Annotated in this window: 15 protein-coding genes; 10 read left to right on the top strand and 5 right to left on the bottom strand. The window is 68.3% G+C overall.

Annotated elements, in window-relative coordinates:
- Positions 1–11: 11 nt before the first annotated feature.
- Positions 12–1,091: a DUF190 domain-containing protein gene (locus AC5Y2S_RS04960; protein ID WP_499954199.1), complete on the bottom strand. Its 1,080-nt coding sequence runs from the start codon at positions 1,089–1,091 to the stop codon at positions 12–14.
- Between the two features lie 196 nt (positions 1,092–1,287).
- Here AC5Y2S_RS04960 and AC5Y2S_RS04965 point away from each other — a divergent pair, with 196 nt between their 5' ends.
- Positions 1,288–3,165 (top strand): pyruvate kinase, encoded by a 1,878-nt coding sequence (locus AC5Y2S_RS04965; RefSeq protein WP_499954394.1) that lies wholly within the window; start codon positions 1,288–1,290, stop codon positions 3,163–3,165.
- Here the strand turns inward: AC5Y2S_RS04965 and AC5Y2S_RS04970 are convergent.
- Positions 3,103–3,690 carry a TetR/AcrR family transcriptional regulator gene (locus AC5Y2S_RS04970; RefSeq protein WP_499905629.1) on the bottom strand — a complete coding sequence of 196 codons (588 nt, stop codon included), beginning with the start codon at positions 3,688–3,690 and terminating at the stop codon, positions 3,103–3,105. The genes AC5Y2S_RS04965 and AC5Y2S_RS04970 overlap by 63 nt on opposite strands.
- A 168-nt stretch (positions 3,691–3,858) precedes the next feature.
- Here AC5Y2S_RS04970 and AC5Y2S_RS04975 point away from each other — a divergent pair, with 168 nt between their 5' ends.
- The 3 genes from AC5Y2S_RS04975 to AC5Y2S_RS04985 are packed head-to-tail and all read left to right on the top strand — an operon-like array spanning position 3,859 to position 7,714.
- Positions 3,859–6,084, top strand: a complete 2,226-nt coding sequence (locus AC5Y2S_RS04975; RefSeq protein WP_499954201.1) for an acyl-CoA dehydrogenase family protein — start codon at positions 3,859–3,861, stop codon at positions 6,082–6,084.
- A gap of 8 nt (positions 6,085–6,092) precedes the next feature.
- Entirely contained in the window at positions 6,093–7,301 is a 1,209-nt protein-coding gene (locus AC5Y2S_RS04980; protein ID WP_499954203.1) for a thiolase family protein, read from the top strand.
- Between the two features lie 2 nt (positions 7,302–7,303).
- Positions 7,304–7,714: a Zn-ribbon domain-containing OB-fold protein gene (locus AC5Y2S_RS04985; protein ID WP_499954205.1), complete on the top strand. Its 411-nt coding sequence runs from the start codon at positions 7,304–7,306 to the stop codon at positions 7,712–7,714.
- Here the strand turns inward: AC5Y2S_RS04985 and AC5Y2S_RS04990 are convergent, their stop codons facing one another.
- Together AC5Y2S_RS04990 and AC5Y2S_RS04995 are read right to left on the bottom strand one after the other, a co-directional pair.
- Positions 7,715–8,887 (bottom strand): sulfotransferase family protein, encoded by a 1,173-nt coding sequence (locus AC5Y2S_RS04990; protein ID WP_499954207.1) that lies wholly within the window; start codon positions 8,885–8,887, stop codon positions 7,715–7,717. It abuts the gene before it with no gap.
- The gene (locus AC5Y2S_RS04995; protein WP_499954209.1) at positions 8,884–9,963 is read right to left on the bottom strand and encodes a DUF1214 domain-containing protein; all 1,080 of its coding nucleotides are present in this window, start codon (positions 9,961–9,963) and stop codon (positions 8,884–8,886) included. Before AC5Y2S_RS04995 ends, AC5Y2S_RS04990 begins: the two co-directional genes overlap by 4 nt.
- A 272-nt stretch (positions 9,964–10,235) precedes the next feature.
- Here AC5Y2S_RS04995 and AC5Y2S_RS05000 point away from each other — a divergent pair, with 272 nt between their 5' ends.
- From AC5Y2S_RS05000 to AC5Y2S_RS05025, 6 genes are read left to right on the top strand one after another with little or no spacing between them, the layout of a single operon-like run.
- Positions 10,236–11,573 (top strand): amidohydrolase family protein, encoded by a 1,338-nt coding sequence (locus AC5Y2S_RS05000; RefSeq protein WP_499954211.1) that lies wholly within the window; start codon positions 10,236–10,238, stop codon positions 11,571–11,573.
- Complete coding sequence (locus tag AC5Y2S_RS05005; RefSeq protein ID WP_499954213.1) at positions 11,570–13,909, top strand: CaiB/BaiF CoA-transferase family protein; 2,340 nt, start codon at positions 11,570–11,572, stop codon at positions 13,907–13,909. Before AC5Y2S_RS05000 ends, AC5Y2S_RS05005 begins: the two co-directional genes overlap by 4 nt.
- Position 13,910: 1 nt before the next feature.
- Positions 13,911–14,240: a hypothetical protein gene (locus AC5Y2S_RS05010; RefSeq protein ID WP_499954215.1), complete on the top strand. Its 330-nt coding sequence runs from the start codon at positions 13,911–13,913 to the stop codon at positions 14,238–14,240.
- Positions 14,230–15,396 carry a thiolase family protein gene (locus AC5Y2S_RS05015; RefSeq protein ID WP_499954217.1) on the top strand — a complete coding sequence of 389 codons (1,167 nt, stop codon included), beginning with the start codon at positions 14,230–14,232 and terminating at the stop codon, positions 15,394–15,396. The genes AC5Y2S_RS05010 and AC5Y2S_RS05015 overlap by 11 nt, the downstream gene beginning before the upstream one ends.
- Positions 15,393–15,815 carry a Zn-ribbon domain-containing OB-fold protein gene (locus tag AC5Y2S_RS05020; RefSeq protein ID WP_499954219.1) on the top strand — a complete coding sequence of 141 codons (423 nt, stop codon included), beginning with the start codon at positions 15,393–15,395 and terminating at the stop codon, positions 15,813–15,815. The genes AC5Y2S_RS05015 and AC5Y2S_RS05020 overlap by 4 nt, the downstream gene beginning before the upstream one ends.
- The gene (locus AC5Y2S_RS05025) at positions 15,812–16,465 is read left to right on the top strand and encodes a MarR family transcriptional regulator (protein WP_499954221.1); all 654 of its coding nucleotides are present in this window, start codon (positions 15,812–15,814) and stop codon (positions 16,463–16,465) included. The genes AC5Y2S_RS05020 and AC5Y2S_RS05025 overlap by 4 nt, the downstream gene beginning before the upstream one ends.
- Here AC5Y2S_RS05025 and fadD1 read toward each other — a convergent pair.
- On the bottom strand, positions 16,404–18,047 hold the full coding sequence (gene fadD1 / locus AC5Y2S_RS05030; protein ID WP_499954222.1) for a fatty-acid--CoA ligase FadD1: 1,644 nt from the start codon (positions 18,045–18,047) through the stop codon (positions 16,404–16,406). The genes AC5Y2S_RS05025 and fadD1 overlap by 62 nt on opposite strands.
- Positions 18,048–18,325: the final 278 nt, after the last annotated feature.

Below are 18,325 nucleotides of genomic sequence, written 5' to 3' on the forward strand. Positions count from 1 at the left end.
GTAACGCGCCCTCAGTAGCGGTGGTTGGCCATGGGCGGCCCGCCCTGGCCGGCGTCGCCTTCGTCCGACACCAGCGCGGGCACCATTTCGCTGGTCACCAGCCCCTCGTGCTGAGTGAGTTCGTCGACGACGTCGAAGCATTCCGCGATGTTGGCCGGGGTGTCGATGACGATGGTGACCGCCGGGACGCGACGCCGCAGCGAAAGCAGCTTGTCGCCGTGCGGGCGATGGTCGCCGTGGTAACCCCAGATGCCCCGCACCACGGTCGCGCCGTCCGGCGATTCGCGCTGACGAAGCCGCTGGACGATGGCGCGATGAATCGGCACACCGTCATGCAGCGCCGATTCGGAGGTATAGACCATGAGCTTCTGCCACAGGGGCAGGCCGTGCTCGTCAACCCCCGGCAGGGCGTGGGGGCGTTCCAGTAATTCGCCGTCGCGCTTGCACACGCGGACCCGTTCGACCGTCAGCATGGGCCGGCGGAGCAGCTCGCCGAGCTCCGGCAGCACGCGCGCGATGCGATCGCCGGACCCGACCGCGACGATCATCATCGGGACGTCGGCGTTGCGACCGAAAAAGCGCGCGCGTTGCCGCTGCCCGTGGATGAGGCCGTCGACGCCCAGGAATACCGATGCGCCGGCGATGCGGCGCCGATGCAGCAAGTCACAGGCCGCGACATAGGCCGGCATCCCGTGGACGCGTTCCTTGCGGCCGAGGTAGATCGTCAGCTTCACGGCCTCGCGCAAATCGTCGGGAAGCTCCGGGAGCTCGACGTCGTCGCGTAGCAGCCGCGCGCGCTCCAGAGTGACCAGGCCACGCTGTTTGATCGCCAGCACCGGGTCGATCAGCGCCTCGATGGTTTTGCGGGCGTCCACGGCGATGATCACCACCGGCGGGTCCTCGGACAACGTCAGCGACTCGTCGGTTCGCAGGTGCCGGCCCGTCCCGAATCCGCCGATGCCGCGCAACACGACGCTGCTGGCGACGCGGTGCTGCTGGTAGAGATCGAGCAGCACGTCGGAAACGAAGCCCTCGCCCGTCCGTCGGCGCTCCGCCAGATAGGCACTGAGCTTGAGACAGTCCTCGTCCACGCTCGCTCCCGTCGCCTTGCGGGATTTTACCCAGCGGATCCAGCGTCGCCCGGATTGGGGACCAATTCCTCTGCTGCGGCGTGGTGATGGCCGATAAATTGGTGTGTGCCTTGATGATTCGCGACATCGCCGTTACGCGGACGTTAACACCATGTGGCCGCAAAACCACGAAGGAGTCGTCGTGCCCAGTGAGCGCATGGCCGCGGATGATGACGTGCGGCGGTTGGTGGATTTGCTCGACCGGGTCGACGGGTTGTTGACCAGCTTGTCCGAGGCCGAGCGCTCGTGGGCGGAATGGCTCTGCGGCGTCGCGCCCGAGCATCGGTCGAGCGCGCGAAACCTGGCCCATTACTGGGCGATTCGCCAGGCCGATTTGCGGGAGCTGCAGACGGAGCTTGCGGAGTTCGGGCTTTCATCGCTGGGCCGCAGCGAATCGCATGTTCAGGCCACGCTTTCGGCGGTGCGCTCGGCCATCTCGGCCATCGTGGAGGGAAGGTGGGAGCCGCCGCCCGCAACGGTGGTGCCCATCGGGCGGGGCCCCGAGATTTTGCGGCAACACACGGTGGAGCTGCTCGGCCCGCGTCCGCCGCACCGCGCGACCCGCATCATGGTCACGTTGCCGACGGCGGCCGCGACCGACGCCGACCTGGTGCGCGGGCTGGTGCGGCGCGGCATGAACATCGCACGGATCAACTGCGCGCACGACGACGCGGCGGCGTGGCGCGCGATGGTGCACCACGTCCGGGACGCGGCCGCCCGCGCGGGCGAATCCTGTCTGGTGGCAATGGATCTGGCGGGCCCAAAGCTGCGTACCGGTCCGCTGGAGCCGGGACCTCGTGTCACGAAACTGCGTCCGCAAAGAAACGCCCTCGGTGAGGTCGTCGCCCCCGCGCGTGCGTGGCTGACGTCGACCGAGGAACCGGCCGACCCGCCGCAACCCGGCATGGCGGTGATCACGGTGCCGCGACGGTGGCTGACCAACCGCGGCGGCGGCGACGTGCTGGTTCTGCGGGACGCCCGCGGATCCAGACGCCGGCTCGCGCTCGAGACCGTCGACGCCGCGGGCGGTTTCGTGATGACCGCCCGGCAGACCACCTACCTGGCCACCGGCACGGTTCTGCGCGCCGGAGACGGCGGAAAGCCGGCCGAAGTGGGCCCGCTCCCGGCGAAGGAGCAGAGCTTGGTGTTGCGCGCGGGAGACCTGCTACAGCTGACCCGCGACTGTTCACCGGCCCGGGTGGACGCCGATCAACCCGTACCGCGCATCGGCTGCACGTTGCCCGAGGCGTTCGAGCGCGCCCGCGCCGGGGACGCGATCCACTTCGACGACGGCAGGATCGGCGGGCGGGTGGTGTCCGTCGACCGCGATGCGATCACCGTGCGCATCGACCATCCGGAAGAGGGCGAGGCTCGTTTGAAGGCGGCCAAGGGCATCAACATGCCCGACACCGACCTGCCGATATCGGCGATCACCGACCGCGATGTGGCCGATCTTTCCGCCGTGGTCGAACTGGCGGACCTGGTGGACATGTCGTTCGTCCGCACTCCGGCGGATGTCGAGCGGCTGCTGGACGAGCTCGATCGCCTCGGCGGTGACCAGCTGGGCATCGTGCTCAAGGTCGAAACCCGGCGCGCCTTCGAAAACCTGCCGCAGCTGTTGCTTACCGCGATGCGCCGGCCGCGGGTCGGGGTGATGATCGCGCGGGGCGACCTGGCGGTCGAGTGCGGGTACGAGCGGATGGCCGAGCTGCAAGAGGAAATCCTGTGGTTGTGCGAGGCCGCGCACCTGCCGGTGATCTGGGCGACGCAGGTGCTCGAACAGCTCGCCAAGACGGGCCTGCCGTCGCGCGCCGAGATCAGCGATGCGGCGATGAGCGAGCGGGCCGAATGCGTGATGCTGAACAAGGGCCCCTACCTGCCCGAGGCGGTCACGGTGCTCGACAACATCATGCGCAGAATGGCCGAGCACTACTACAAGAAGAACGCGTTGTTGCGCCCACTGCACTCCTGGTCAGCTGCGAGTCCCGAGCGCCTCGACGATGATCCGGGTGGTGCGCTCAGCTCGGCGTCGTGAGTATTGTTGCGCCCCAGACAGTATCGGGTACACCACGCCACCGACGATCGCGTCCGCCGCCGACTCGGCGGCCGCCGCGTCGATGCCGTCGGCGACCAGCCGGGCCCGCACGCTCTCGTGCAACGGCACACTGAACCCGGCGCGCAGTTTGACGGCGGTGTCCTCGTGCTCCATGCCGGCGACGGTCAGGATGCGCAACATTGCCGACCCGCGCGCCGTCGTCAGGCTCGCGACGAGCCTGCCCACCCAGCGCACCAGGTCGGCGGACAGGTCATCGGTGTGGTCCACCGACGCCAGAATCTTGTCCGCGTCCTCGAGCATGACGTCAGCGACCAGCGCCGGACGCGTGGGCCACCAGCGGTAGATGGTCTGTTTTCCTACGCCCGCCCGGGCGGCGACCGCCTCGATGGTCAAGCCGTCGAATCCGCGCTCGAGAAGCAGCTCCCGGGTCGCGGTGACGATGGCCGTGCGCGATTTCTCGCTGCGGCGCCTCGGGTAGCTCGCCTGGGTGAGATCGGTTGGCATCTCAGTGATCCTCATCTCCCCAGGTCTCTTCCGTCGTCCGCCGGTTTGGGCCGGCTTTACATATCCTGACCCGCCCCGTAGTCTGCCACAAGACGAGACGGTTCGTCTTGTAAAGGAAAGGCAGCGGTCTTCGATGGCGTGTCGTCTCAGCCGCGCGGGGTCGCGGTCATGACGCTGGGACTGACCCCGGAGCAGCAGGACCTCAGCGACGCCGTCGCCCAGTTCGCCAGCCGGCACGCCCCCATCGCCACGACCCGCGAGGCCTTCGACGACCTGGCCGCGGGGCGCCTTCCGGGATGGTGGGACGCGCTGGTTGCCAACGGCTTTCACGCGGTGCACCTGCCCGAGCGACTCGGCGGCCAGGGCGGACGGCTCATCGACGCGGCGTGTGTGCTGGAATCGTCCGGCAAGGCATTGCTGCCCGGCCCGCTGCTGCCCACGGTGACCGCGGGAGCCGTTGCGCTGCTGGCCGAACCGGACCCGACCGCGGAATCGCTGCTGCGCGACCTCGCGTCCGGCCTGCCCGCCGCGGTCGTCCTGCCCGCCGGCGGGGACTTCCGGGCGCGCGCCGACGGCGAGCGCTGGTCGATCAGCGGCGCATCGGACGTCACCGCCGGTGTGTGTTCGGCGCGGGTGGTCCTGGTCTGCGCTCGGACCGGGGACGGCGAGGACGTCTGGGTGCTGGTGGACACCGAAAAGCCCACGGCGACGGTCGAATCGATGCACGGCACCGACCTGGTCGCCGATGTCGGGATCCTGCGGCTGAGCGAGTACGACGCCGCCGAGTCCGACCTGCTGAGCGGGATCGATGCCGATCGCGCGGAATGCGTCGCCGTCGGACTGGTGGCCAGCGTGATGGCCGGCATCGCGCAGTGGTGTGTCGACGCGGTCACCGCGCATCTGCGCATCCGCGAGCAGTTCGGCAAGGTGATCGGCACCTTTCAGGCGCTGCAGCACAGCGCGGCAATGCTGCTCGTCAACACCGAGTTGGCGACCGCCGCGGCCTGGGACGCGGTCCGCGCCGTGGACGAGCCCCTCGACCAGCACCGCCTCGCCGCGGGCGGGGCGGCGACGATCGCCGTCTCGCCGATCCCGGACCTGGTGCTCGACGCGCTGACGATGCTCGGCGCCATCGGCTTCACCTGGGAACACGACGTGCACCTGTACTGGCGGCGGGCCATCAGCCTGGCGGGATCGATCGGTCCGGCGAATCGCTGGGCGCGACGGCTGGGGGAGCTCACCTGCACCCAGACGCGCGACATGTCGGTCAATCTGGGTGACGCGGAATCCGAATTTCGTTCCTGGGTCGCCGAAACCCTCGACGCGGCAATGCAGTTGCGCAACGACACGCCCGCACCGCACGGCGACTACCCGGACCAGGCCTCTGGGCCGCAGCGCACGTTGCTCGCGGACGCCGGACTGATGGCGCCGCACTGGCCCGCGCCATGGGGCGTCGGTGCGGGTCCGCTCAAGCAGCTCATTATCGACGAGGAATTCGCCAAGCGGCCCGGTTTGGTGCGGCCATCGCTGAACATCGCCGAGTGGATCCTGCCCTCGGTGCTGACCGCCGCGTCAAAAGACCTGCAGGAGAAGCTGATCCCGGCGACCCAGCGCGGCGAGATCCATTGGTGCCAGCTGTTCAGCGAGCCGGGTGCGGGCTCCGACCTCGCGTCGCTGGCCACCCGGGCGACCAAGGTCGACGGCGGCTGGCGGATCAACGGCCACAAGATCTGGACCTCGCTGGCGCAGTATGCCGACCTGGGCGCGTTGCTGGCGCGCACCGATCCCGAAGCCAGCAAGCATCGCGGCATCGGTTACTTCATCGTCGACATGCGATCGCCCGGAGTCGAAATCCAGCCCATCAAGACGGCGACCGGGCAGGCGCACTTCAACGAGGTGTTCCTCAATGACGTGTTCGTTCCCGACGAGATGCTGCTGGGCGGTCCCACCGACGGCTGGAGCCTGGCGATCGCCACGATGGCCGAAGAGCGCTCGGCCATCAGTGGATACGTCAAGTTCGACCGGGCCGTCGCGCTCCGCCGCCTCGCCGCACAACCCGGACCGGATCGCGACGACGCGCTGCGTGGCCTCGGCGAGCTGGACGCCTACACCAACGCCATCCGGGCGCTCGGCGTGCGGGAAACCATCCGGCTGCTCGACGGGCAGGCGTCCGGTCCGGCGTCGAGCATTGCCAAGGTGGCGATGAACGTGCTGCTGCGCCGCACCTTCGAGGCCACGCTGCGGTTGACCGGACAGGTGGCGATGGTCGACGACGCCGACGCCGCGGTCGTGGAACCCTACCTTCACCTGCCCGCCGAACTGCTCGGCGGCGGCACCAGAGAGATCCAGCTGAACATCATCGCCCAGATGATCCTCGGCCTGCCCCGAAAGTAGGACACCACATGGGATTACGTGGAGAAGCTGCGATCGTCGGCTACGTCGAACTTCCACCCGAGCGCATGGCCAAGGCCTCGCCGGCGCCGTTCGTCCTCGAGCAATGGGCCGAACTGTCCGCGGCCGCGCTCGAGGACGCCGGGCTGCCGGGGGAGGTCGTCAATGGAATCGTGGCGTCGCACCTGGCCGAATCCGAGATCTTCGTGCCCTCGACCATCGCCGAATACCTCGGGATAGGGGCGCGATTCGCCGAGCTGGTGGACCTGGGGGGCGCCAGCGCCGCGGCCATGGTGTGGCGCGCCGCCGCGGTGATCGAACTCGGCATCTGTGACGCGGTCCTGTGCGCGCTGCCCGCCCGATACATCACGCCGACGTCCAAGAAGAAGCCGCGGCGCCCGGTGGACGCGATGTTCTTCGGCTCGTCGAGCAACCAATACGGCTCTCCACAGGCGGAATTCGAGATCCCGTACGGCAACCTCGGCCAGAACGGCCCGTACGGCCAGGTTGCCACGCGTTATGGGGCGGTCTACGGGTACGACGAGCGGGCGATGGCCAAGATCGTCGTCGACCAGCGGGTCAACGCCAACCACACCGACGGCGCGATCTGGAAGGACAAGCCGCTCACCGTGGAGGACGTCCTGGCCAGCCCGGTGATCGCCGACCCGCTGCACATGCTGGAGATCGTGATGCCCTGCGTCGGGGGCGCCGCCGTCGTCGTGGCGAACGCCGACCTTGCCAGGCGCGCGCGTCATCGGCCGGTGTGGATCAAGGGATTCGGCGAACACGTGCCGTTCAAGACACCCACCTACGCCAAGGACCTGCTGCACACCCCGATCGCGGAGGCCGCCGACACCGCCTTCGCGATGGCCGACCTGGGCCGCGAGCAGATGGACATGGTGTCGATCTACGACTGCTACACCATCACCGTCCTGCTTTCGCTGGAGGACGCGGGCTTCTGCGAGAAGGGCAAGGGGATGGAGTTCGTCGCCAGCCACGACCTGACTTTTCGCGGCGACTTCCCGCTCAACACCGCGGGCGGCCAATTGGGCTTCGGCCAGGCGGGTTTGGCGGGCGGAATGCACCACGTGTGCGACGCAGCCCGCCAGATCATGGGTCGCGCCGGCGCGGCTCAGGTCGCCGATTGCAACCGCGCGTTCGTGTCCGGCAACGGCGGAATCCTGTCCGAGCAGACGACGCTCGTCCTGCAGGGAGACTGACGATGAACTTCGAGCGGCCGATGCCCGTTAAAACCCCTACCACCGCGCCGTTTTGGGATGCGCTGGCGCAGCACCGCGTCGTCATCCAGTACTCGCCGTCCTCGCAGAGCTATGTGTTCTATCCGCGGGTGCGTGCCCCGCACACCCTGGCGGACGACCTGGAGTGGCGCGAGATATCCGGGATGGGGACGCTGTACTCGTTCACCGTGGCTCGCCGGCCGGTCGGCCCGCATTTCGCCGACGCAGTGCCGCAGCTGCTGGCCATCGTCGAATGGGACGAGGGGCCAAGGTTTTCCACCGAGATGGTCGACGTCGACCCGGCGGACTTGAGGGTCGGGATGCGGGTGCGCCCGGTGTTCTGCGACTATCCCGAGCACGACGTCACCATGCTGCGTTACGAGCCGGCCGAGTAGTCAGCGCAGCTGCTCGGTCGGGACGTCGTAGCGGTCCTGGTACGCGCGCACCCGCTCGCGTACCTCATCGGCGTCCAAGCCGGTGTCCGACCACGTGTATCGGCTGCCGCCGCCGTCCCCGGGATGGGCGGCCAGGAAGTCACGCATCCGCTGGGCGGCCTCGGGTTTCAGCTCGCGGCCCAGCTTCTGGTAGATGTCCTTGATCGTGGTCCACGGGTCGTTCATGAAATCGGTGAAGAGCACGTCGATCACGCGGCCGGGGGGCACCGCGCCGCTGTCGCGCAGGGCCATCCCGCGGCCGAGGCCGACGACCACCTCTTCGTAGGACTGCGCGGCGCACTCGGCGATGTTCGACTCGTCGCTGCCCATCCGCCGCAGGTGGTGGGTCAGCGCGGCGATCGACGAAATGACGTTCAGCGGATCGCGGTGCGTCTGAACGATCAGCGCGTCGGGGTATTCGGCGAGCAGAGTGTCGAGGTGCCACAGGTGCGCCGGCGACTTCAGGAGCCACTGACCGGGGACGCCGGATTGCAGGTGCTGCAGGAAGATTCGGTGGAAGCGGTAGGCGCCGGCATGGTCGGCCTCGTACAGCAGCCAGCGGTAGTAGCTCGGCAGGCGGTACTGCACCGAGAAGATCATGCTGGTGAACTCGCTAGCGGTGATGCGGACGCATTCCTGGCCGACCAGCGCACCCATCGGGTGAAATGCCAAGAATCCCGGGATGATCTGCTCGGACAGTTCGATGCTGGCCTGCGTCTGCGCGATCCGTGGATCGGTGTGGTAGGTCTCGGGCTGCGGGACCGGACAGGGCGCATCGACCTCCCAGGTCAGTGGCGCCCGCAGTTCCGGGTCCTGGGCGAGCAGGTCGTAGAGGATCGTGGTGCCGGTGCGCGGCTGGCCGACGATGAAGATCGGCGCCGTGATCGGCTGGCGCGCGATCGCCGGATGTTGCTTGCGCCAGTCGATCACGCCGAGCCGGTTCTTCAGGGCGCGCATGACGTCGAGGTAGGCGATCTCCACGCCGATCGCAGAGAGGCGAGCCTCGTTGACCAGCCCGTCGGTGAGCCGCTGCAGCCCGTCCTGCCAGCCGTCGTCGCCGAAATCGTCGCTTCCCGCCTCCTCGCAGGCCGTCGAGATCAGCCGCTCCGGGGCGAACCGCTCCTGCAGCGTCATGCCCGGACCTTGCCGTCCTGGACGGACACCGAGACGGCGGGCGGGCTGGGGTTGTCCAGCCAGCGCACCACCACGAACCCGCGGCGCCGGCCGCCGGTGTCGAGCCAGTGGCCGAGACCGAAGTCCTGCGCCGAGATCGCGATCCGCACCCGCCCGTCCGCGTCGGGCCGCACCGCGCGACTGGTCACCGAGCTGTGCCGGCGGCGCGGCTCCAGGCACTCGTGCCAGAGGCTTTCCAGCGTCACGTTCCAGTAGCGGGTGTCGGGTGGCTCGATGTCGAGCACCAGCGCCTGGCCGGGTTCCAGCCGGAACGTCCCCATCATGTACAGGTTGTCCGGGGTGGTGTCGGCGGCACCGAGATCGGCGGCCTCGGCGGTCAACAGTGTGTTCGGCGTGTTCAGGAGCTCGGGCTTGATGGTCCGGTGCAGCGTAACGAGTTTCATCAGCGACCACGCCATCGCGGTGAACTGGTCGGCGAGCTCGGCGTCGGTCAACGGCGCCACCGGGTCGGGGTCGAGGGCGTCGATTCGCATCGTGGCCAACGTCTCGGAGGCGGGATCGCCGATGTACTCCCGGACGACGACCGACGACGCGTCGCCGGGAATCTTCACCCACTGCGCGCCGGCGAGATCGGCGGGCTCATCCGAGGACAGCACCAGCGCGAATTCGTCGCCGCGCAGGGTCAGGTCGGTGTCGCTGACGTAGTTGGCCATCCGTCGTGGGTTCAGGCCGGTGCCGGCCAGGATCTGGAATCCGAGGTAGGCGCTCGTGCCCCGGGTGCCGGTGATCCGGTAGCGGCGGTCACCGCGGATCATCGCCAGGTAGTAGTTGCCGTCGGGGTTGGGCCCGCCGACCATCCTTGTCGGAGAACACATATCGAAGAAGGCCGGCCGGTCGGGGTCGGCCTCGACCGACAGTTGCGAGCACAGCGACGAAACGCGGGCGATGACGCGCAGCCCTTCGAGGAGTTCGCGTTCGGATTCGGCGTCCTCGGTCACGATATTGGTGACATCGCCCAGCATCTGCTGGAAGAACTGCCACGCGGCGCGCGCGTTCGGCGCCTGGGTTTCGGCCATAGGCACATGCATAGACGATGGATCGGTCTCGGGGGCCGATTCTCCCGAACAGCGGGACGCGGCGCGGCCGCTCGGCGCCTCGGGCGTGGCCATTTAAGCATCGACTAATAGTCGCTCGCTACCGTTCGTCTTCTGCGCCGCCCCTGCAGTTGCTGGCGCTTCATTTGCCGTTATATCAACACATATTTGCCCTTGGGCCCGCGACTGGGTGCCGTTGACACTGTGACTCACGCCATTGTCTACTAGTCACTATATCGGCGGAGGAGTGCGGCATGAACAAGGACGACCTGATCCTGATCAGCGTGGACGACCACATCGCCGAGCCCGCCGACATGTTCGACGCGCATGTGCCCGCGAAGTACAAGGAGCTCGCGCCGCGGGTGGTGCTGGAACCCGACGGCGTCCAGCAGTGGTACTACGGCGAGGTCCGCGGACGGAACATGGGCCTGAACGCCGTCGCCGGAAAACCCCGCGAGATGTACAACATCGACGCCTCGCGTTACGACGAGATGCGGCCGGGCTGCTTCAACGTCGACGAGCGCGTCCGCGACATGAACGCCGGCGGTCAGCTGGCGGGCTTGAACTTCCCGAACTTCACCGGCTTCTCGGGTCAGGTGCTCAACCAGGGCCCCGACCGCGACGTCAACCTGGTGATGATCAAGGCGTACAACGACTGGCACGTCGACGAGTGGTGCGCGGCCTACCCGGGACGGTTCATCCCGTGCGGCATCCTGCCGCTGTTCGATGTCGCCGAGGCGGCCAAGGAGGTCAAGCGGCTGGCCGGCAAGGGCTGCCACGCGGTGACCTTCTCGGAGAACCCGGAAGCGTTGGAAATGCCCAGCATTCACACCAAATACTGGTATCCGCTGTTCGAGGCGGTCTGCGAAAACAAGACGGTGCTGTGCACCCATGTCGGCTCCGCGTCCCGGTCTCCGCAGGTGTCGACGGACGCCCCGCCCAGCGTGCAGATGACGGCCTCGTCGATGATGAGCATGTTCACCTTCACCGAGCTGATCTGGGCCGAATTCTGGGCCGACTTCCCGCAGTTGAAGTTCTCCCTCACCGAGGGTGACGTCGGCTGGATACCGTACTTCCTCTGGCGCGCCGGGCACGTCTACAACCGGCACTCGGGCTGGACGCTGGCGAAGTTCCCGCCCGGCTACGCCGGGCCCACCGATGTGTTCAAGCGCCACTTCTACACCTGCTTCATCAGCGACAAGGTCGGCGTGCGCAACATGGACTGGTTCAACGAGGACATGTTGTGCTGGGAGTCCGACTTTCCGCATTCCGACAGCAACTGGCCGTTCGCGCCCGAGGACGTCATCGAGACCATGGGCCACCTGGACGACTCGGTGATCAACAAGATCACGCACGAAAATGCCATGGCCGCATACTCGTTCGACCCGTTCCGGTACGTCCCCAAGGAGCACGCCCGTGCCGGCTATCTGCGCTCCCAGGCCACCGACGTCGACGTTGTCACGCATGTCGGTCGCCGGGCCGACCAGCGTGATCTCGACGCGTGGACCCGGATGACGCAGTTCGCGCAGCAGTCTCAGGTGACGGCGGAGGTCACCGGTATCGGCGGGCGCGCCACCACGCTGGGCAATTGAGCGCGGCCGCCCTGGCGCCGTTCGCCGACTGGCGGGTGCTGGAGCTGTCCAACGGCATCGCGGTGTCCTACTGCGGCAAGATGTTCGTCGACGCCGGCGCCGACGTCGTGAAACTCGAATCACCGCGGGGCGATTCGATGCGGGGCTGGTCGGCCGGCGGGCCGCCCGGGGCGCTGTTCGGCTACCTGGCCGCCGGCAAAAAGTCGGTCAACGACCGGGCTCAGGCCCCGGCGCTACTGGCCGGCGCCGACATCGTGCTCACCGACCTGAGCGACGGCTGGACGCTCGACGACATCACCGCGCACACCGGTCCGTCGGCGGTGGTGGTGGCGGTGACGCCGTTCGGCACCACCGGCCCCTTCGTCGAAAACCAGGTGGTGGCCAACGAGTTCATCCTGCAGGCGCTGTGCGGATCGATCGCCGGCCGCGGCTGGCCGGGCGACGAACCGGTCCAAGCGGGCGGACGGCTCGGCGAGTGGCTGGCCGGTTCGTTCGCCGCGCCCGTCGCGGCCGCGACGGCCCGGCGCGCCGCCCGGGGCGGGAGCGGGGAGGTCATCGACGTCTCGACCTACGAGGCGATGGTGATCGCGATGGGCGGCCTGTCCGCCATGTCGGCCAGCGTGCTGGGTGCGGATTCCCTTCAACAGCAACGCAGTCTGGAACTGCCGTCGATCGTTCCCACGGCCGACGGCCTGGTCGGCTTCTGCACCATCACCGCGCAGCAGTTCCAAGACTTTCTGGTGATGATCGATCGCGCCGATCTGATCGACGACGCCGAGCTGGCGTCGTTCGTCGGGCGGGTCGAGCGCCGCGACGAATTCCTCGGCATGGTCACCCAATGGACGGAAACCCGCACCACGCAAGAGATCATCGATGTCGCGGTGGCCTTCCGCATCCCGGTGGCCCCCATCGGCACCCCCGCCACGCTGGCAAAGGTCGACCACTTCGTCGAACGCGGCGTCTTCGTCGAATCCGGACCCGGCGGGCTGCAGCCGCGGGTGCCGTATCGCAGCGACGCGCTGGCGACCCGCCCGCCCGGAACGCCGCCGCTCCTGGGCGCGGACAACGGACGCGTCCACTGGTCACCGCGACCCCCGAGGCCGCAAGCCACCGACGCGGACGCACTTCCGTTGTCCGGCATCCGGGTAACCGACTTCACCGCGTTTTGGGCGGGACCCGTCGCCACTCAATTCCTGGGCGCTCTCGGCGCCGACGTGATCAAGCTCGAGGGCGTGCGCCGGCCCGACGGCATGAGGTTCTCCGCCGGACGCCCTCCCGACTGGGACCGATGGTGGGAGTGGGGCCCGGTGTTCCTGTGCAGCAACAACAACAAGCGCGGCATCAGCGCCGAACTCAGCGTCGACGCCGGGCGCTCCATCGCGCTGGAACTCATCGCGGCGAGCGACCTCGTCATCGAGAACTTCTCGCCGCGCGTGATGGAAAACTTCGGCCTGGACTGGGACGCCGTGCGCGCGGCCAATCCGCGCGCCATAATGGTCCGGATGCCGGCGTTCGGCCTCGACGGCCCGTGGCGCGACCGCGTGGGCTTCGCCCAGACCATGGAGCAGGCGACCGGCATGGCCTGGGTGACCGGACACGCCGACGGCCCGCCGGTGATTCCACGCGGGGTGTGCGACCCGATGGCGGGGCTACACGCCGCGTTCGCCGCGATCGCGGCGCTGGTGGTCCGCGACCGGGCCGGGACCGGGATGCATGTCGAGTCCACGATGGTCGAGTCCGCGCTGAACGTGGCCGCCGAGATGTTGGTCGAATACTCGCGCAACGGAATTGAGCTGCGCCGACAGGGGAACAGGGGCCCGGGAGCCTCTCCCCAGGGGGTGTACCCGTGCCGCGGTGACGACGAATGGGTCGCGGTGGCCGCGACGGGAGACGCCGCACGTGCTTCGCTGGCGGCGCTCATCGGCCGACCCGACGTCGGCCCCACGGACGCGGCGTGGCGGGAGCGGGCCGACGAAATCGACAAACTGATCTCCGGCTGGTCCGCGCGGCTCTCGGTGGCCGAAGCCGTCGATGCGCTGCGTGCCGCCGGGGTGGCGGCGGCGCGCGTCACCGCACCCGCGGACCTGCTGGGCGACCCGCAGCTGCGGGCTCGTGGCTTTTGGGAAACGGTCGACCACCCGGTGGCCGGCACGTTCTTGTGCACCGGGATGCCCTTCGCGTTCGTCGGGAAACCGCGCCGCTGGATTCGCCGGGTGCCGCCGTTGTACGGCCAGCACACCGAGGAAGTGCTGACGGGAATCCTGGGGCGATCCGAACAGGATCTGGCGGAATTGCGCGCCTCGGGCGCCACCAGCGAGCGGCCGGCGGGGCTATGACGTGGCGGTCACCCTGTGCGTCCCGCCGCGCGCCGGCGAGCTGTGCGCACCGGTCAGGTTCCTGGTCCGGCAGGACTCCGTGGTGATGGAATTGACCGCCCGCCACCGCATCATGGGTGTCGAATGGGACGAGGACGAACGCGCGGTGGCGATGACCGTCGAGATCACCGACCCGCAAACGGCGAGGCCGATCGACGTGCGGATCGACGTCGTCCCCGCCGGTGCGCCACGCGCAGACGCGCGGACCACGACGATCGGCAGCATTCAACGTGAGGGGCGGGAATACGACGTGGTGGGTACTTACCTGGGAGTTGTGGCGGATGAAAACTAGACGGGCGAAGCGGACCGCGGCGATCGTCGGAGTGCACAACACCCGGCAGGGCCGCCGGCTGGACGGCGAAACCTCACGAAGCCTGGCGCTCAAGGCTATTCACGGGGCACTCGCCGACGCCGGCCTGAGCCTCGACGATGTCGACGGGATCAGCGCGGGTCCCCTGTCCACGACGTTGATCTACGACCTGCGCCTCGGACCGGCCTGGCAGGGCCTGGCCTTCGGGGTCGGCATGATCACCGAGGCGGCCACCGCGATCGAGCACGGCATGGCAGACGTCGTGGTCCTGGTCGCCGCTCAAGCAGGTGAATACCGCGACCACCAGGCCACGGCCCCGTGGACCAGGCCGGAGAACGAATTCGTCGCCCCCTGGGGGATGTTCACCACCGCCGAGTTCGCGCTGATCGCCCGGCGCCACATGCACGTCTACGGCACGACGCGCGAACAACTGTCGATGGTCGCGGCGACCATTCGCAACAACGGATCGCGAAACCCCGAAGCCGTTTATTACCAACGGGGTCCGTTCGCGCCGGAGGACATCACCGCGTCGCGGCCGATCGCCGACCCGTTTCACCTCCTCGATTGCGCCACCACGTCCGAGGGCGGCTGTGCCCTGGTCGTGGCCAACGTCGACCAATTGGACGTCGCCGGCCAACCGATTTACGTGTTGGGCAGCGGCGCGGACTTTCACGGCCCGTCGTATCAGCATCCCCCCGCGTGGGACCTCGCCGGCCGGCGCGGCGATCACGTGAACGGCGTGGTCGGCAGGCGCGCGGCCGAGCGTGCGTTCGCTCATGCCGGGCTGCGCCGAGACGACGTGGACGTGCTCGAACTCTACGACCCGTTCTCCTTCGAAATCATCCGCCAGCTAGAGGCTTTCGGATTCTGCGGTGACGGCGAGGGCGGCCCGTTCGTCGCCGACGGCCACATCGTGATCGACGGCAGCCATCCGGTCACCACCGATGGGGGAACCATGTCCTTCAGCCATGCCGGCTCCAATCCGCAGATGATGCAGCGCGCCGTCCGGGCCGTCCAGCAGCTGCGCGGCCGGGCCGGTGACCTCCAGGTGCCCGACGCGCACGTCGCGTTGTGCAGCAACGGGGGAGCCGGGGCCCTATTCACCACGGTGCTGATCCTGGGAGACGAGCCGCTATGACGCACGGACCCTTGCGGCCCCAGACCGGGCCGGTGCCGCACGCCAGTAGCGAACTCAGTGTCCCCTTCTGGCAGGGCTGCGGGGCGGGGGAGTTGCGCTACCAACGCTGCGAGGCGTGTGGCCTGTCGAACTTTCCGCCGACCGAGCATTGCCGCCAATGCCTTTCGGCCGAATTGGTCTGGGAGCGCAGCGGCGGGGCCGGCGAGATCTACAGCTGGACCGTGGTGCATCGCCCGGTGACGGCGGAGTTCGAACCGCCGTACGCGCCGGCGATCGTGACCCTGGACGAGGGCTACCAGATACTGACCAACGTCGTCGGGGTGGCCCCGGAAGACCTCGCCATCGGGATGCGCGTGCGCGTGCAATTCCATTCGGTCGGCGCCGACGTGACCCTGCCCTATTTCACTGGGCTGCAATGAGTCCCGCCCGGACCAGCAATGGCCTGCCGGTGACGGCTTACCTGGTGCTGGGCGTGCTGGCCGCCAACGACGAACAGCTCACCGCAGGCGAGATCAAGATGCGCGCCGAACTGTCGGTCGGCCATTTCTATTGGTCGCCGTCGGTGAGCCACGTGCGGCGCGAGCTGAACCGGTTGCTGGAGCGGGGGATGGTAAGCGAGATCGGCGCCCAATCCGGCAAGCGATCGATCACCTTGTACGAGACGACCGACTCCGGGCTCGATGCGCTGCGCCGGTGGGTGCAGCACTTTCCGGCTCAGGATCGGGTGGTCATCAAGCACCCCGTCATCCTCAAGACGTGGCTTGCGCGCGGTGACGACCCCGAACACGTGGTCGACACGCTGGACCGTCATCTCGAGGCGACCCGTGCCCGGTTGGACGAGGCGCTGTGGTCGCGGCAGCGGTCCCGCGACCTCGGCATCACCGACAACCCGGAGCAGCGCTTCTCGTTCGCCGTGCTCGACTACGCGATCCGCGGTTTGTACGCGGAGATCTCAAACATCGCGCAGCTGCGCGATGAAATCGCGGGCGGCACCAGCCGAGACCCCGTCAAGCGGGTGCGGCGGGCGAAGGGGCAGATCCGCCCTCGGGCACCCAGGGATCCGAGCTAGCCGCGGTGGGCCGGTAGGCGGTGCCGCGCGCTTCGCGCTCCCAGAGGATTTCGCCCTGGCCGGCGGCCGCCCCTTCGGTGATGAGCTGGCGCTTGAGCACCTTGTGGGTGGCGGTGCTGGGCAGGTCGGCGGCGAGCCGGACGTAGCGCGGCCACGCCTTCGGCGACAGGTCGGGTTGCGCGCGGAGGAAGGCTTCGAACGAATCGGGATCGAGCCGGGCGCCGTCGTTGAGGACGATCGCGGCCATCACCTGATCTCCGACCCGCTCGTCCGGCACGGCGTACACCGCGGCCCGGTTGATGGCGCTGTGGCGCAACAGGATCCGCTCGATGGGCGCCGCGGCCAGGTTCTCGCCGTCGACACGCATCCAGTCGGCGGTGCGGCCGGCCAGGTAGATCCAGCCCTCGGCGTCGCGGTAGGCGAGGTCCCCGGACCAGTACATGCCGTGGCGCATGCGTTCGGCGTTGGCTTCGGGATCGTTGTAGTAGCCGGTGAAGAAACCCGATCCCGCGGTGTTGACCAACTCGCCCACCGCCTCGTCGGCGTTGGCCAGCGCCCCGTGGGCGTCGAAGCGTGCGACGGCGCATTCGGTGACGGTCTCGCTGTTATAGATCGCGACCCCGTCGACCCCGCGGCCGATCGACCCCTTCGGCGTCCCGGGTTCGCGGATCACGATGACCGCGTTCTCCGTCGAGCCGAACCCGTCCTCGACCTGAACGCCGAACCGGCGGCCGAACTCCTCGATGTCCTTGTCGTTGGCCTCGTTACCGAACGCCACCCGCAGCGGGTTGTCGGCGTCGTCGTCGCGTGCGGTGGTGGCGAGGATGTAGGCGAGGGGTTTGCCGACGTAGTTCATGTACGTGGCGCCGTAGTGGCGGATGTCGTCGAGGAAGTGGCTGGCCGAGAATTTCGCCGGCACGATCGCGGCGCCGGAGGCCACGGCGGGTGCCCATCCGGCGACGACCGCGTTCGAGTGGAACAGCGGCATGGACACGTAGCAGGTGTCCCGCTCGGTCAGCTCGAATCGCCCCATCAGGCTGAGCCCGGCGACCACGGCCATCAGGTGGGATACCTGGACCGCCTTGGGATTGCCGCTGGTTCCCGACGTGAAGATCATCATGAACGGGTCCGTCGCGGTGACCTCGCGGTGCGGGACCAGTTCGCCGGCGCCCGAAAGGAATTCGGCCCACTGCGGCGTCGAGGTGTCCAGGATCTGCGTTGCCCCGACGTCGAGGCCGTCGAGCAGCGTCCGATGCTCGGGATCGGTGATCACGAACTGGCAGTCGGCCCGGCGGATGTCGGCCGCCAGCGCCTCGCCGCGTCGCGTCGTGTTCAATCCGCACAGCACGTAGCCGCCGAGGCCGGCCGCCGCCATCTGTGCCAGCATCTCGGGCGTGTTTCCCAGCAGGGCGCCGACATGCATCGGTCGTCGGGGATCGGCGGCGGCGATCAGGGCCGCGGCCCGCGCCGCCGCCTCGGCCAGATATTGAATCCAAGTCCATTGCAGATGGCCGTATTTGACCGCGACGGCGGGGTCGGTCAGGCGCTTACGCAGCAGCCCCTGAATCGTGTCGTCGGCCATCGGATCGGTCCACCTTCGGTTACGAGACGAGACGGTCCGTCTTATCGTAGCGGGCGCTTCGGCTCGCGGTTCCGACGGACCGCACACGGGCACCACCGTGTGTTGTGGAAGTTTTCATGCCCATTTCGCCAAGGGTTCCCTGACGAAGACGGTGTGTGTATCCGGTCTGTTCGCATCTGACGGCCACTATTGTCCCGTGCTGTTTGAGCTCCACAGATCGCTGGTCCTGCTCCGGAATCGAGCGCGCGAATTCCGTCGTGAAATCTCAGAATCCCGAT

It is taken from the genome of Mycobacterium sp. NGS69 (genome assembly GCF_059812165.1).

Bases quoted from the DNA above. Each gene is read 5' to 3' on its own strand.
- AC5Y2S_RS04965 (WP_499954394.1), top strand. From the start codon at position 1,288: ATGGCCGCGGATGATGACGTGCGGCGGTTGGTGGATTTGCTCGACCGG.
- AC5Y2S_RS04970 (WP_499905629.1), bottom strand. From the start codon at position 3,690: ATGCCAACCGATCTCACCCAGGCGAGCTACCCGAGGCGCCGCAGCGAG.
- AC5Y2S_RS04975 (WP_499954201.1), top strand. From the start codon at position 3,859: ATGACGCTGGGACTGACCCCGGAGCAGCAGGACCTCAGCGACGCCGTC.
- AC5Y2S_RS04980 (WP_499954203.1), top strand. From the start codon at position 6,093: ATGGGATTACGTGGAGAAGCTGCGATCGTCGGCTACGTCGAACTTCCA.
- AC5Y2S_RS04985 (WP_499954205.1), top strand. From the start codon at position 7,304: ATGAACTTCGAGCGGCCGATGCCCGTTAAAACCCCTACCACCGCGCCG.
- AC5Y2S_RS04990 (WP_499954207.1), bottom strand. From the start codon at position 8,887: ATGACGCTGCAGGAGCGGTTCGCCCCGGAGCGGCTGATCTCGACGGCC.
- AC5Y2S_RS04995 (WP_499954209.1), bottom strand. From the start codon at position 9,963: ATGGCCGAAACCCAGGCGCCGAACGCGCGCGCCGCGTGGCAGTTCTTC.
- AC5Y2S_RS05000 (WP_499954211.1), top strand. From the start codon at position 10,236: ATGAACAAGGACGACCTGATCCTGATCAGCGTGGACGACCACATCGCC.
- AC5Y2S_RS05015 (WP_499954217.1), top strand. From the start codon at position 14,230: ATGAAAACTAGACGGGCGAAGCGGACCGCGGCGATCGTCGGAGTGCAC.
- AC5Y2S_RS05020 (WP_499954219.1), top strand. From the start codon at position 15,393: ATGACGCACGGACCCTTGCGGCCCCAGACCGGGCCGGTGCCGCACGCC.
- AC5Y2S_RS05025 (WP_499954221.1), top strand. From the start codon at position 15,812: ATGAGTCCCGCCCGGACCAGCAATGGCCTGCCGGTGACGGCTTACCTG.
- fadD1 (WP_499954222.1), bottom strand. From the start codon at position 18,047: ATGGCCGACGACACGATTCAGGGGCTGCTGCGTAAGCGCCTGACCGAC.